This is a genomic window from Bradyrhizobium macuxiense, assembly GCF_001542415.1.
In the GTDB taxonomy this organism is placed as follows: domain Bacteria; phylum Pseudomonadota; class Alphaproteobacteria; order Rhizobiales; family Xanthobacteraceae; genus Bradyrhizobium; species Bradyrhizobium macuxiense.
On the sequence record NZ_LNCU01000074.1, the window covers coordinates 1 to 14152 of the forward strand.

Below are 14152 nucleotides of genomic sequence, written 5' to 3' on the forward strand. Positions count from 1 at the left end.
GGCGTGGTCTGGGCCGGCAACTCCAGGCACAAGGGCGACCGCCAGCGCTCGCTGGCGGCGGAGGCCGTGCTGCCGCGGCTGATCGTGCCGGGCGCGCAGCTCTACAGCCTGCAGAAGGAGCCGCGGCCTGAGGATGGTCCGGTGCTGCGGCGTCTTGCCGGCAATGTCGTCGACCTTGCACCGGCGCTGGGCGATTTCGCCGATACCGCGGCGGCCATTGTCGCGCTCGACCTTGTCATCGCCGTCGATACGTCGGTGGCGCATCTGGCCGGCGCCCTCGGCCGTCCGGTGTGGCTGCTGTGCCCCTACGCGCTCGACTGGCGCTGGCTGCGCGACCGCGAGGATACGCCCTGGTATCCGACCATGCGGCTGTTCCGTCAGCACAAGCCGCAAGCCTGGGAGCGCGTGCTGGCGCGAGTCTCCGCCGAGCTCGCGCGTGTCGCAGCCGGTGAGCGCGAGCTGCTTCTGCCGCCGGTAGCGCGGGCGTAAGACGCTGGCGGTGGGTTTGTCGTCGGGGCGTCTGGCGGCGGTGCAGACTATGCTGGCGAGAGCCGTATCCGGAATTTGCTGCCGGTTGCCTTGGCAAACCGCAACAGCGTCTTGGTGCTGGGAAGTGTATGTCCGCTTTCGAGGCGGGCAATCGTCGACTGGCTGGTCCCCATCCGGGACGCGAGCTCGGATTGCGACAGTCCCGCTCGCTGGCGCGCCCGAAGCAATTCGGCGGCGATCTCGAACTCAGGCGCGAGTGCATCATATTCCGCCTTGACCTTGGGATTGGCCAGCAGGCGGGCCTTGAGCTTTTCGAACGGAACGGTCACGTGATTGCCTTTGCTCGCCGCAACGCCAACTCGATCTCGCCCGATGGCGTCTTCTGAGACTTCTTCACAAACGCGCGGACGACCACGACGCGGTGGCCGGACGCTGTCACATAGAGTGCTCTTGCGATTCCGTCGCGCCCGGTCAGTCGCAACTCCCACAACTTGCCGACCAGATGCTTGACGTGCGGTTCAGCCGAACTTTCGAGCCCAGCAGTGATAATGCGCTCGGAGAGGCGGATGAAACGTGCCTGCATGTCGACCGGCAATGCCGCAATCTCTCCCGCAACGACCTCGTTCAGGATTTTCGACACGCCAAGACATCGTGTAGATATCTCATTTTTGAGATGATGGGAAGCGGCAATGTGCCGGGACGCGCCGCTCTATCGCCCGGCACTCATTCCCTGCGCGCCGCCGAGCAGCTTTGCGTTGAGCTGGCCGCCGTCGAACAGCATGTCGTTCAGGGCGCTCCCGATATCGGCCGCGGTGACGTCGTTGCCGCCGTCGCGGACGATGCTCGCCTGGGCGAGGCGGCGCATCAGTTCCTTGATGAAGGCGGCACTGACGCCATCGGTGCGCCGCACCGCTTCGTCGATCACGGGCTGTTCGAGCGGCAGGCCCTTGCCATAGAGCTGCACCAGCTTGCCGCGCCCGGTCTCGTCGGGCAGCGGCACCTCGATCGCCTGGTCGACGCGGCCGGGACGGCCGGCGAGCGCGCTTTCGAGTTCTTCCGGCCGGTTGGTGGTGAGCACGAACAAGATGTCGGAATCTTGCTTCAGCCCATCCATCTCGTTGAGCAGCTTGTTGAGCAGCGATTCCTCGCAGGGTCCCATCTCCTCGCGGCTGCGCGCGATCAGGTCGACGTCCTCGATTACGACCATGGTCGGCTGCAGCAGGCGCGCCAGGCTCATATACGCGCCGAGCAGGCCAACCTGCTCGGCGGTGATGATCAGCGTCGTATGATCGGGCAGGTTGGTGGCGAGATAGCGAATGGTGTGCGTCTTGCCGGTGCCGGGCGGGCCGTAAAGCAAAATGCCCTTGCGGGTCGACTGCCCGAGCTCGCGCAGCCGATCACGGCTCCCGACGAAGTCGAGCACGTTGCGGTCGAGCAACCGCAGCGTCCGCTCCGGCAGGATCACCTCGTTGCGATCGACGGTCGGCAGGCGATGCACGGTCACGCCGCGCGCGCGGCCGCGATAGTCAGCACCGCCGTCCAGCGAGAGGATCTTGCCGCGATAGGACCGCGCCGAATGCACCGCAACTTCCAGCTCGGCGAGCGTGCGTTGCACGAGGGCATTGCCGGCGGCGCCGACGGGCACCGCGAGCTCGATGCGCAAGGTCGGCTCATGGTTATAGTCGCGATGGAAGCTGAGCAGCATCGCGTAGCGCAAGTCCCCGGTGCGGCACAGCCACAACCCATTGACGAGACACTTCACCGGCTCGTCCTCGCCGATGTCGACGTCGTGATATTGCGGCGGAGCGATCGCCGGCGCTCTGCGGTCGTCGTGCATCAGCTCCGCGAAATCGAGAGTCTCGTAGCGGTACTCCTCGTGAACGCCGAAGAAATGGATCGGTGCGGTGAACAGCCTGTCGATCGCGATCTGAACGTCGGCGCGCATGTGACCCGGAAATTGCCGCGACCGCGTCAGGATGTGGTTGCGCGGGATTCCGGCGAAATGCCATTCGAGCGCGGCGAAGGCATATCTGAACTCGCTGCTCGGCAATTCCTCCGAGCTACGGCGTGCGGCGAGCAGGCAGTCGCTGCACAGGGAGGCCGTCGTACCGGACAGGATAATCTCCGTAACCGCTCTCGGTGCTTCGCAGAGATCGCAGGGGCGGCTGGCGTCGGCGGATTCGGTTGTGATCAGCAAGGGCTGGCCCTTGGAGCGGATCAACAGCTTCGCGCTGTTGTACAACGCGCGCGCGACGGGTGAGGGATAGGGGCCGCATGGAATTGCGCCCTTGACCTCGATCAAGGCGGTGGAGGCGATCGCTTCCTGCCGGGATTTGCCGAACACCGTGCAAAGCAGATCCTGGACGAAATCCCGCGGTGTCTCCCCGTCGTCGTGAATGAACAGCTGAACCGGGCCGTCGTCGGCAAAAACGTCGTGCATGAAATCCTCGAAACGCAACTGGAGATCGCAAAGAACAAACAAAGAACATCATGAAGCGACGCGAACGTCAAGCCCGGCGATTTCCGCCGCGGCTTAGGGTCGCGGCGCGAGTAGGGAAAGAGGAACAGTCAGCGCGCGTCGAAGGCGCTTGCGTCCTTAATAACCGCTCAACGCTTGTGACGATTTTGTGCTGCGGCAAATGCCAAGAGAACGCCGCCGCGAAGGCAAACTTCCGACACATCATCGGGGCGAAAAGGACTATCCGGCATGACGCGAGCGCGAGGGCTGATTCCACCCTAGGGATTCGCCGTCGCGCAATTATTTTAAGAGGCTCTCGTGTCGCACAAACTTCGTTTTGCGATTCTTATCGTCCTCACCCTGTTCGTCTCTCCTGCCGTTGCGCAGCCCAGTGCCAAGCCGGCGCCGCCGCCACAGCAAGCCAATACCGGCGATGCCCTGACGCCTGAGCAGGCCAGGCGCGCGCTCGAAACGCTGCAGGACGACAAGAAGCGCGGCGAGATCATCAATACGCTGCGCGCGATCGCCAATGCCGCGCCGCAGACGGCGCAGCCTGCACCGGCTCCCGCACCGGAACATCACTCCCCGATCCCGCTCACCGCCGACAGCCTCGGCGCGCAGCTCCTGCTGATGGTGTCGGAGCAGGTGACCGACATGTCGCGCGAGGTAGCCGATGTTGCGCGCACGCTGACGCATTTCCCGGCGTTTTATTACTGGTTCGTGCGCACCGCCAATGATCCGACAGCCTATGGTCTGCTGATCGACATCGCCTGGAAGCTTGCGCTGGTGCTCGCCTGCGCGCTGGCCGTCGAATGGGTGGTGTTCCGCCTGATCAAGCGGCCCGTGACGTTCCTGGAATCGCGGCTGCCGCAGACGGCGCGCATGCCGCTGCAGGCGCTTACGGTCGCCGATCCGCCGTCGTCGGTCGCCGACGTCGCGCCGGAACCCGAACTGCAGCGCCGCCGGCTTAGCTTGGCGCGGGCCTGGCAATCCATCATCCGGCTGCCCTTCGTGCTCGGCCGCCTCGTTCTCGAGCTGCTGCCGGTGGTCGTCTTCGTTGGTGTCGCCACCGCGCTGCTCGGCACCGAGATCGGCGACCAGTCGACCACGCGGCTGGTGATCCTGGCTGTGGTCAACGCCTATGCTTTCTCGCGCGCGCTGATCGGCGCCGTGCGGGCGCTGGCCGGGCCGTTCGGCCTGTTCCGGATCCGCGCCGAGACTGCGGCCTATATCGAGATCTGGGCGCGGCGTATCGTTGCGGTCGGCGTATCAGGCATCTGCTTTGCCAATGTTGCGCTGCTGCTCGGCCTGCATCGGGCCGGCTATGCCGCGCTGCTGCGGCTCGTGATGCTGATCGTGCATCTCTTCGTCGTCGTCATCATCCTGCAGTGCCGCCGGCAGGTGGCGGATGCGATCCGCCCCCCGGCCGATCGCGTCGGCCTCGCGGCGCGGATCCGCAACCGCGTCGCCGGCCTCTGGCATGTGCTGGCGATCGCGCTCGACCTCGCGCTGTGGGCAGTGTGGGCGCTCAACATCCGCAACGGCTATTCGCTGCTGCTGCAATATTTCGTCGGCACCATCGCGGTGCTGCTGGTCACGCGCCTCATCACCATGGTGGTGCTGAGCCTGATCGATCGCGGCTTCCGCATCAGCCCGGAGCTGCTGCAGCGCTTCCCGGGGCTGGAGGTGCGCGCCAACCGCTATCTGCCGCTGCTGCGCAAGATCGTCTCGTCAGTGATCGCCTTCATCGGCTTCATCGCGCTGCTCGAGGTGTGGGGCGTCGATGCCATCGTCTGGTTCTATGGCGGCCAGATCGGCAGCCAGCTGATCTCTGCGGTGGTGACGATCGGCATCGCGGCACTCGCGGCGGCCGTGATCTGGGAAGCGGCCAACGCGTTCATGGACCGCCAGATCAACACGATGTCGCGCGAGGGACATTTCGCCCGCGCCGCGCGGCTGCGCACCTTCCAGCCGATGCTGCGCACCGCGCTGTTCTGCGTGATCGTCGCCGTGGTCGGGCTTACCGCGCTGAGCGAGATCGGCGTCAATGTCGCGCCGCTGCTGGCTGGCGCCGGCATCGTCGGCATCGCGATCGGCTTCGGCTCGCAGAAGCTGGTGCAGGATCTCATCACCGGGCTGTTCCTGCTGATCGAGAACACCGTGCAGGTCGGCGATAGCGTTACCGTGTCAGGGCTTTCGGGCGTGGTCGAGAACGTCTCGATCCGCACCATGCGGTTGCGCGCCGGCGACGGCTCGGTGCATGTCGTGCCGTTCAGCGCCGTGACGACCATCACCAATGCCAGCCGCGGCGCCGGCAATGCCGCGGTCAGCGTCAACGTCGCGTTCAAGGAAGACACCGATCGTGCCGGCGAGATCCTGAAGGACGTCGTGGCCGAGATGCGCCGCGAGACTGCGTTCCGTGCGCTGATCCGCGGCGATCTCGAATTGTGGGGCGTCGACAAGGTCGATGGGTCCGTCGTCACGATCGTCGGCCAGATCCGTTGCACCGACAGCGGCCGCTGGTCGGTGCAACGCGAGTTCAATCGCCGCATGAAGCGTCGCTTCCAGGAGGAGGGGATCGAGATCGCCTCCGCCGGCCAGACCATCCTGATGCAGATCCCGGCGCCGTCCGAGCCCGACGGCAACGCGCTGCCGCGCCGCGCGGCGGGGTAATGCGATGAGCCTGTGAGGCTTCGCTTCACCTCGCCCCCTTGCGGGGAGACGTCGGAACGCATCGCCAGATGGCTTTCCGGGTGAGGGGGAGTCTCCGCAAGCACAGCGATCACCGTCTGTGCGGAGACAGCCCCCCACCCCAACCCTCTAAGAGCGAGCTTCGCTCGTCTCGACCCCGTAAGAACGGGGAGAGGGAGCAAACAAGCTGAACGTCATCGCCGCGTCTCACCGTTGCGACACCGTCTCGCGACGGTGAGACGGTGTTTGCGGTCGCGAGCCCGCACTTCGGCTGCACCCGGCCGAAAACCCGGCCTTCCCTCTCATTATCGGCGATTTCCACGCTGGCACAGCGCTTGCTCTTTCCTCTCGCGAATGCGCGGCAAGACGCATTGCACCAGTGAATTTCTAGCGAGAAGGAAACACGCCATGGAGCTCGGATATTTCACCATGCCCTCGCATCCGCCGGAGTGCGGATTGAAGGAGGGCCACGATTGGGACCTGCAGACCCTGCGCTGGCTCGATGAACTCGGCTATCAGGAAGCCTGGATCGGCGAGCACCACACCGCACCCTGGGAGCCGCATCCATCGCCCGATCTTCTGATCGCGCAGGCGCTGTTGCAGACCAAGAACATCCGCATCGGGCCCGGTGGCTTCCTGCTGCCGTATCATCACCCCGCTGAGCTCGCCAATCGCGTCGCGGTGCTCGATCATCTCTCGAACGGGCGGCTCAATTTCGGCGTTGCCGCATCGGGCTTGCCGAGCGACTGGGCGATGTTCAATGTTGATGGCATGTCGGGCCAGAACCGCGACATGACGCGTGAGGCGCTCGAGATCATCCTGAAGATGTGGACCGATCCGGCACCGTGGACGCACAAGGGCAAGTACTGGACGGTGACGAAGCCCGACACGATGTTCGATTTCCTGAAGCCTCACATCAAGCCGGTGCAGGCCCCGCATCCGCCGATTGGGGTCGCAGGTCTGTCGAAGAATTCAGACACGTTGAAGCTCGCCGGCGAGCGCGGCTTCATCCCGATGAGCCTCAATCTCAACCCGGCCTATGTCGGCAGCCATTGGGAGTCGGTGGAGGCAGGTGCTGCCAAGACCGGTCGCAAGCCGAGCCGCCGGGACTGGCGGATGGTGCGCGAAGTGTTCGTCGCCGACACCGACGAGGAGGCCTGGAAGCTCTCGGTCGGCGACATGATGGGCCGGATGATGGGCGAATACTTCCTCCCGCTGCTCGGACACTTCGGCTTCAAGGACTATCTGAAGCATGCGCCCGACGTGCCGGACAGCGACGTCACCGTCGAATATTGCGCGCGCCGGAATTGGATCGTCGGCTCGCCCGCAACCGTCACCGAGAAGATCGAGAAGATCTATCGTGAGGTCGGCGGGTTCGGCGTGCTCTTGGTGTTCGGCTTCGACTACAAGCACAAGCCGGAAGCCTGGCGGCACTCGCTAAACCTGCTCAAGAACGAGGTAATGCCGCGGCTCAAGCACCTCGGCGCCGAGTTCGAGAAGGCTGCATGACTGGTGCGCAGGGTGCGGGGCTTGCCTCGCACCCTCTGTCGCATATCTTGAAGGGAGTTTTAAGGACTGGGGTTTGCGGCATGACCGTCGATGCACAGAGTTTCAAGCAGGCCATGCGCCATTGCGCCGGTGCCGTTGCGCTGGTGACGGTGGGCTCCGAGCCCGGCAGGCGCACCGGCCTGACGGTGACCTCGGCCTGCTCGCTCTCCGACCATCCGCCGTCGGTCCTGGTCTGCGTTAACCGTAACGCCAGCGCGCACACCCGCATCCGCGAGGAGCGCCACTTCGTCATCAACTTCCTGAACGAGGAGCACGCGCTGCTGGCGCTGACCTTTTCGGGCCAGAAGGGCGTCAACGGCGACGACCGTTTTGCGTTTGGACGCTGGACGGTCGGAGCGACCGGTGCACCGGTGCTGGAAGATGCGGTCGCCGCGTTCGATTGCGTGCTGACGCAGGAGCTCGAGACCAAGACGCATTCGGTCTTTATCGGCGAAGTCCAGCACGTGCGCGCCGCGACCACGGTCGATCCCCTGGTCTATCTGCGCAGCGGCTTCCACAGCGTGCGCGACATCCGCGATCCCGTGACGCTCGGCGATCTCGACGCCCGGCGCGTGAGCTGGAACGAGTTTTCCTGATCGCTTGATGGAATCGGCGATCGATTGGATCGCGCCGTGACAATTTCTCCCTTCGATCCTCGACGTCTTGATTCTTGATCTTCCGGTGCGTCGTCGCGCGGCTTAGCCTCAACGACTTGGCCGCGTCCGCCACGCGCCCGCGGCTGGCCGACAGGCTTGCTCCACCTCACGCCGCTGTTGATGGCGTTGGCCCGGCGCGGCAACGCGGCCGCCACCGGGCCAATGCCCGCGTGAGGCGTCACTGTCCTTTGTTGAGGGCCCGCCGGTGCTGCGCTGCTATGACCCCGGTGTTTTCACGTCGAGTTTGATGTTCAGGAGATTGACCCCCTTGAACGGATTCGGCGCGCTGTCGATCGTTCCCGTGCCCGTCGCGTTCGCATAGGCACCCGTGCCCGAAAGGATCGTATATTCGCCATGCGATTTTCCGTCTTTGACCGCACCGGTGTAACGCGCCGTGATCGAGCCTTCCTCGAACGTGTAGGTGCTGTAGCCGTAATAGGAGCCCGAGCCCTTGAGCATGTCTCCCGAATGGACGAACTCCTTCACCCCGATACGGCCGTCATTGAAGACGGCGACCCCAAAGAACTTGCCGGCAACGACCGACTGCCCCTCGACGTTTGCTGCCTCGATGACCTTGACGTCCATCGGCTTGGTGACGAGCTTGAACTCGAGCACCTTCTCACCCGCGACGGCGGTTGAGGCCGCAGCGACAATTGCCACGCTGGAAACGAAAATGGTGATAAAATTCCGCATAGACTCCTCCTGCGTTTGCTGAAATCAACTCAAGGAGTGCACAGCGGGCTATACGTCATGCCCAGCATTTGCGTTGCAGCACGAAAGGGAGCCCGCGGTGATGTCCCGGCAGCGGCTGAAGCTTTCAGTACCCCAGCATACTGGCCGGGACGCGCCCGTTAGTCTACGCGACGGTAAAAGCTTCAGCAAGCGTAGCTCCGGATGAGCCAACGCGGCGCGCAATACGCGCCCGATGACCGGTTCCGTGACATCAGAGCCCCCCGTAGCATGCTATAGTGTGATTGCGTGCGAGCGATCGAGGAGACCGCGCGAGCTCACCCGTCCTTCTCCGCGCTGCCGTGGACGGCTCGCCGGCAAATGCTGAAGCGGCGAGCGCGTCTTACGACACCTCGTCACCGACAAGGAGGATCATCAATGAAGATCGTTGTCATCGGCGGCACCGGACTGATCGGTTCGAAGACCGTTGCCATTCTGCGTCAGCGCGGCCACGAGGTCGTCGCTGCTTCTCCCAGAAACGGCATCAACGCCATCACCGGCGAGGGGCTCAAGGAAGCCGTGGACGGTGCGGCTGTCGTGATCGACCTGGCCAATTCGCCGTCATTTGAAGACAAGGCGGTGATGGCGTTCTTCGAGACCTCCGGCCGCAACCTGCTTGCGGCGGAGTCGGCCGCCGGCGTCAGGCATCATGTCGCGCTCTCGATCGTCGGGACCGACCGGACGCCCGACAATGGCTACTTCCGCGCCAAGGTGGCGCAGGAGAAACTGATCGAAGCGTCCGGTATCCCCTACACCATCGTCCGCGCGACGCAGTTCATGGAATTCATCGGGGCCATCGCCGATGCGGGTGGAGACGGAAAAACGGTCAGGCTCTCGCCGGGCCTGTTCCAGCCGATCGCGGCGGAGGATGTTTCTGCCTTCGTTGCCGATGTAGCGCTTGAGCCACCGCGCAACGGCATCGTTGACATCGCCGGCCCGGAACGCGCGCCATTCAACGAAATCATCGCCCGCTACCTGAAAGCAATCGGCGATCCGCGCGAGGTCGTGAGAGACCCCGAGGCTCTCTATTGGGGCGGCCGGGTCGAGGAGCTCTCGCTCGTGCCGCTGGGCGAGGCTCGCCTCGGCCGCATCGATCTGAACGAATGGCTGCGTCGCTCGCGGGCCGGAGTCTGAGCAAGCGACCTCAGCCCTCCAGCCCGATCTTCAACGCCTTGATCTTCCGATACAGCGTGGCGCGGCTGAGCTTGAGTGCCTTTGCGGCGTCCGTCACCCGGCCGCCGTGGGCGCGCAGCGCTTCGACGATCGTCGCGCGCTCACTCGCCGCCTGATCCTGCTCGACGCTGCGACCGCCCAGCGGCGGCAGGTCGAGGTCGGCCTCGTTGATCTCGCCATCCTCCGCCATGCAGCCGGCGAGCCGCAGCACGTGGCGGAGCTGGCGCATGTTGCCGGGGAAGGGGTACGACATCAGCCGCGCCCAGGCCGCCTCCGAGATGCGGCAGGCCGGCGCCTCCTCGGTTGCGATCTGCGCAATGACATCGGCCTTGTCGGCGCGCTCGCGCAAGGCGGGCAGGCGGATCTCCATGCCGCGCAGCCGGTAGTACAGATCGGAGCGGAAGCTGCCGTCCTCCGCCATCCGCGCGAGGTCGCGGTGCGTGGCGCTGATCAGGCGGATATCGACCGGTACCGGCTTGAGCGCGCCGAGCGGCCAGACCTCACGATTCTCCAGCACGCGCAGCAGCCGCGTCTGCAGCGCCAGCGGCATGTCGCCGATCTCGTCGAGGAACAGCGTGCCGCCGCTCGCCTGCACGATCAGCCCCTTCGATCCCTCGCGCCTCGCGCCGGTGAAAGCGCCGGCCTCGTAGCCGAACAGTTCGGCGTCGATCAGGCTCTCCGGCATCGCCGCGCAGTTCAGCGCGACGTAATTGTTGCGGGCGCGATTGCTCGCCGCGTGGATGGCGCGCGCGAACACGTCCTTGCCGGCGCCGGTCTCGCCGTGGAGCAGGATCGGCAGATCGAGATTGCCGACCGTCATCAGCCGCTTCACGCCCTTCATCAGTACGGGATCGCGGCCCGCGAGCTTGTGCAGCCCGCTGAACTGTCCCATCGATGGGTCGCGCGGTAGGGGACGCGGCGATCGCGTGCGCACCGGCGGCGCCACGCGGCCGCGGCCCCACGGCGTGCCGTCAGCGCGGCGCAGTGCAATGCTCTCTCCCGGCGCTTGGGTCGCGCGGTCGTCGAGCTGGATCAGATGCGTCAGATCGATGCCATCGGCGATCATTGCGTCGGTCAATCCGAACACGCTCCGCGCGGTGCGGCAGGCGCCGACCACGCGGCGGTCGTCGTCATAGGCGAGCATGCCGTGCCCGTCGCCGGGCAGGGTCGCGATCCATGCGGCGCGGTAGCGCCGGCGGAAGAACGAGCGCTCGATCCGCCGCGTTGCGTCCGTGGTGACGGCCAGGGCCAGCTCATGAGCGCCGCGGCCGAGATCGCTGCGGCACGAGGTGATGTTGACGGCGCCGGCGAGCCGCCCGGCATGATCGAACAACGGCGACACCGCGCAAGTGAACATGTGCCACTGCTCGCGGAAATGCTCGTCGCCATGCACGATGATCGGCCGTTGCTCGGCAAGCGCGGTGCCGAGCCCGTTGGTGCCTTCGAAGGTCTCGGCGAAGTTCGAGCCGGTATAGATCTTCCATTCCAGGAACATCCGCGCGTAGTCGCCCTCGGGCAGGCGGCTCACCAGCATGGTGGCATTGGGATCGGCGAGATTGACGCAATAGCCGGAGTCGCGCAGCACGCGCGCCAAATCTTCCAGTTCCGGAATCGCAACCTGGATCAGGTCCTCCATCGGCTCGGCGATGTGGCGGACCTCGGCTTCCGTCAGCGTCTGCGGCGGGCCGCGCCGTGCGGGGTCGAGCTTGTGGCTGACCAGGCAGCGCCGCCAGGACGTGGCAATCCGCGCCTCGGTGTCGACGCCGGCCATCTGATTGGCCGCCGACAAAACACGGGCGACATGATTAGAGGCCGCGAGATTGGCCATCCAAAGGTCTCCACCCTGTATTTTTGTCGAAGTCTGGCAGCCCGACGGCGAATGTCAATCGGCCGGCAGGGGCTGGGAGGCCCGGCCCGTCATTCCCGGCTGATGCTTCGCACGCCCCGGAATGACGGGAGTAATGATGTGTGGCCGCCCTACTTTACCTCACCCGCTGCAAGCAGCAGGAACGAACGGCCAGTCACCTTGTACGTGCTGCCGAACTCAAACCTGGCGCCGGGCGCTTCCTCTGATGCATTGGTGTCGAGCAGCAGCGACCAGTGCGGGCCGGCCGAGGTCTGCGGCAGCTTGAAATCGACTTCGCCTTCAAAGCTGTTCAGCACCATCAGCACGGTGTCGTCTTCACCCTGGCGCGCAATCGCGGTCTTGCGCGCGCGACCGTCCAGCACCACGCCGAAGCATTTGACCCAGCCGGTGGTCCAGTCGGGCTGCGTCATCTCGGCGCCCGAGGCGTTGATCCAGACCACGTCGCGCAGGTCGAGCTGCGCGTCGCGGTCGCCAGAGAGGAAGCGGCTGCGGCGCAGGATCGGATAGTCGCGCCGCAGCTTGATCATGCGCTTGGTGAAGGCGAGCTGCTTCTCGGCATTGTCCGAAAAATTCCAGTCGAACCACGAAATGTCGTTGTCCTGGCAATAGGCGTTGTTGTTGCCGCGCTGGGTGCGGCCGAACTCGTCGCCGCCGAGCAGCATCGGCGTGCCCTGCGAGGCCAGCAAGGTTGCCAGCATGTTGCGCTTCTGCCGTTCGCGTAAGCTGATGATATCAGGCTTGTCGGTCGGGCCCTCGGCGCCGCAATTCCAGGAATGGTTGTCGGACGAGCCGTCATTGTTGTGCTCGCCGTTGGCTTCGTTGTGCTTGTTGTTGTAGCTCGCCCAGTCGTTCAGCGTGAAGCCGTCATGGGCGGTGATGAAGTTGATGCTGGCCCAGGTGCGTCGTCCCTCGCGGTCGAACACGTCGTGCGAACCGAGCAGCCGCGGCGCGAGCGCGCCCGGTGTCGCCTCCGCGCGCCAGAAATCGCGCACCGTGTTGCGGTACTTGTCGTTCCATTCCGCCCAGCCAGGCGGGAAGCCGCCGACCTGGTAGCCGCCGGGGCCGCAGTCCCAGGGCTCGGCGATCAGCTTGACGGTCGCGAGCAGCGGGTCCTGGTTCATCGCCTTCAGGAAGCCCGACTGCTCGTCGAAGCCGTAGACCTCGCGTGCCAGGATGGTGCCGAGGTCGAAGCGGAAGCCGTCGATATGCATGTGACCGGCCCAGTAGCGCAGGCTGTCCATCACCATCTGGATCACCCGCGGATGGGACAGATTGACGGTGTTGCCGGTGCCGGTGTCGTTGATGTAGTAGCGCCGCTTGTCGGGCAAGAGCCGGTAGTAGCTCGCATTGTCGATGCCCTTGAACGACAGCGTCGGGCCGCGCTCATTGCCTTCGGCGGTGTGGTTGTAGACGACGTCGAGGATCACCTCGAGGCCGGCGCCGTGCAATCGCGACACCATCTCCTTGAACTCGCGCAGGCTGTTCGGCACGTCGGCGGCATAGCGCGGGTCGGGCGCGAAGAAGCCGATCGTGTTGTAGCCCCAGTAATTGGTGAGGTGTTTGTCCAGCAGGTTGCTGTCGTTGATGAAGGAATGCACCGGCAGCAGCTCGACCGAGGTAATGCCGAGCGCGGTCAGGTAGTCGATCGCCTGGCTCGATCCGAAGCCGGCGTAGGTGCCGCGCAGATGCTCGGGGATGCCGGGGTGCTGCTTGGTGAAACCCTTGACGTGGGTCTCGTAAACCACGGTCTCGTCCCAGTGGACGTCCTGCCGCTGCGCCTCCTCGACCCAGTCGAAATTAGGATTGACCACCACGCATTTCGGCATGAAGGGGGCGCTGTCGCGCTCGTCGAAGGTCAGGTCGTCGCCGGTCTCCATCTTGTAGCCGAACACCGCCGGATTCCAGGTCAGATCGCCGGCGTGGGCGCATGCGTAGGGGTCGAGCAGCAGCTTGTTCGGATTGAAGCGGTGGCCGCCCTCGGGCTGGTAGGGGCCGTAGACGCGGTAGCCGTAGAACGTTCCCGGCTGCACCCCGTTGATGAAGCCGTGAAACACCTGGTCGGTGTATTCCGGAAGCTCGAAGCGATGGGTTTCGCGTTCGCCGTCGAACAGGCAGACCTCGACCTTGGTGGCGTTGGCGGAAAACACCGCGAAATTGGTGCCGTGACCGCTCCAATGGGCGCCCAGCGGATAGGGCAAGCCTTCCTCAACGACGAAATCGGACATCGCGTCCCCCAAGGTCTGGTCAAGGCAATCAAAGCAACCTGCAACAAACGCCGCTGCGCGGGAAACGTTGCATGGTCTATTCTATGTGCGCTGGCCGGTGGCTTGTGTGACGTTCCGAGGCGGTGTTCGCTAAGTTGTGTTATCTCTCGCTGCGTCGCTTCGGGCGCGTGCTATTTCGCGCGAGGTCCGAAATGACGGTGAGGTGAGCATACTTTTCAGGCTCTCTCCCCCTTGTGGCAGGGCAATCGCATGTGACGCCGGGAAGCTTAGCGCAGACGCTGCCACAATCGTCATGGCCGGGCTTGTCCCGGCCATC

General features: G+C 64.9%; 11 protein-coding genes. 5 read left to right on the forward strand and 6 right to left on the reverse strand.

Annotation, left to right across the window (positions count from 1 at the left end):
- A partial coding sequence (locus tag AS156_RS21975) for a glycosyltransferase family 9 protein (RefSeq protein WP_136626372.1) occupies positions 1–489 on the forward strand: 489 nt, incomplete at its 5' end.
- 47 nt (positions 490–536) lie between these two features.
- On the opposite strand, the gene AS156_RS21980 is transcribed toward AS156_RS21975, so the two are convergent.
- The 3 genes from AS156_RS21980 to AS156_RS21990 all read right to left on the reverse strand — a co-directional run bounded on the left by AS156_RS21980 (position 537) and on the right by AS156_RS21990 (position 2929).
- Positions 537–818, reverse strand: a complete 282-nt coding sequence (locus AS156_RS21980; protein WP_066508632.1) for a helix-turn-helix domain-containing protein — start codon at positions 816–818, stop codon at positions 537–539.
- A complete protein-coding gene (locus AS156_RS21985; protein WP_245313003.1) occupies positions 815–1129 on the reverse strand; it encodes a type II toxin-antitoxin system RelE/ParE family toxin in 315 nt (104 codons plus the stop codon). The genes AS156_RS21980 and AS156_RS21985 overlap by 4 nt, the downstream gene beginning before the upstream one ends.
- A gap of 69 nt (positions 1130–1198) precedes the next feature.
- Positions 1199–2929, reverse strand: a complete 1731-nt coding sequence (locus AS156_RS21990) for an ATP-dependent Clp protease adaptor ClpS (RefSeq protein ID WP_066508684.1) — start codon at positions 2927–2929, stop codon at positions 1199–1201.
- A 336-nt stretch (positions 2930–3265) separates the two neighbouring features.
- Here AS156_RS21990 and AS156_RS21995 point away from each other — a divergent pair, with 336 nt between their 5' ends.
- The 3 genes from AS156_RS21995 to AS156_RS22005 all read left to right on the forward strand — a co-directional run bounded on the left by AS156_RS21995 (position 3266) and on the right by AS156_RS22005 (position 7782).
- Positions 3266–5620 (forward strand): mechanosensitive ion channel family protein, encoded by a 2355-nt coding sequence (locus tag AS156_RS21995; RefSeq protein ID WP_066508633.1) that lies wholly within the window; start codon positions 3266–3268, stop codon positions 5618–5620.
- A gap of 426 nt (positions 5621–6046) precedes the next feature.
- Positions 6047–7147: an LLM class flavin-dependent oxidoreductase gene (locus tag AS156_RS22000; protein ID WP_066508634.1), complete on the forward strand. Its 1101-nt coding sequence runs from the start codon at positions 6047–6049 to the stop codon at positions 7145–7147.
- A gap of 80 nt (positions 7148–7227) precedes the next feature.
- Complete coding sequence (locus tag AS156_RS22005) at positions 7228–7782, forward strand: flavin reductase family protein (RefSeq protein ID WP_066508637.1); 555 nt, start codon at positions 7228–7230, stop codon at positions 7780–7782.
- 276 nt (positions 7783–8058) lie between these two features.
- On the opposite strand, the gene AS156_RS22010 is transcribed toward AS156_RS22005, so the two are convergent.
- Positions 8059–8535 carry a hypothetical protein gene (locus AS156_RS22010; protein WP_066508639.1) on the reverse strand — a complete coding sequence of 159 codons (477 nt, stop codon included), beginning with the start codon at positions 8533–8535 and terminating at the stop codon, positions 8059–8061.
- 414 nt (positions 8536–8949) lie between these two features.
- On the opposite strand from AS156_RS22010, the gene AS156_RS22015 reads away from it, so the two are divergent.
- A complete protein-coding gene (locus AS156_RS22015; RefSeq protein WP_066508640.1) occupies positions 8950–9705 on the forward strand; it encodes an SDR family oxidoreductase in 756 nt (251 codons plus the stop codon).
- 10 nt (positions 9706–9715) lie between these two features.
- Here AS156_RS22015 and AS156_RS22020 read toward each other — a convergent pair whose 3' ends face one another.
- Together AS156_RS22020 and glgX are read right to left on the reverse strand one after the other, a co-directional pair.
- Positions 9716–11572, reverse strand: a complete 1857-nt coding sequence (locus tag AS156_RS22020) for a sigma-54-dependent Fis family transcriptional regulator (protein ID WP_066508641.1) — start codon at positions 11570–11572, stop codon at positions 9716–9718.
- A gap of 149 nt (positions 11573–11721) precedes the next feature.
- On the reverse strand, positions 11722–13836 hold the full coding sequence (gene glgX / locus AS156_RS22025; RefSeq protein WP_066508642.1) for a glycogen debranching protein GlgX: 2115 nt from the start codon (positions 13834–13836) through the stop codon (positions 11722–11724).
- Positions 13837–14152: the final 316 nt, after the last annotated feature.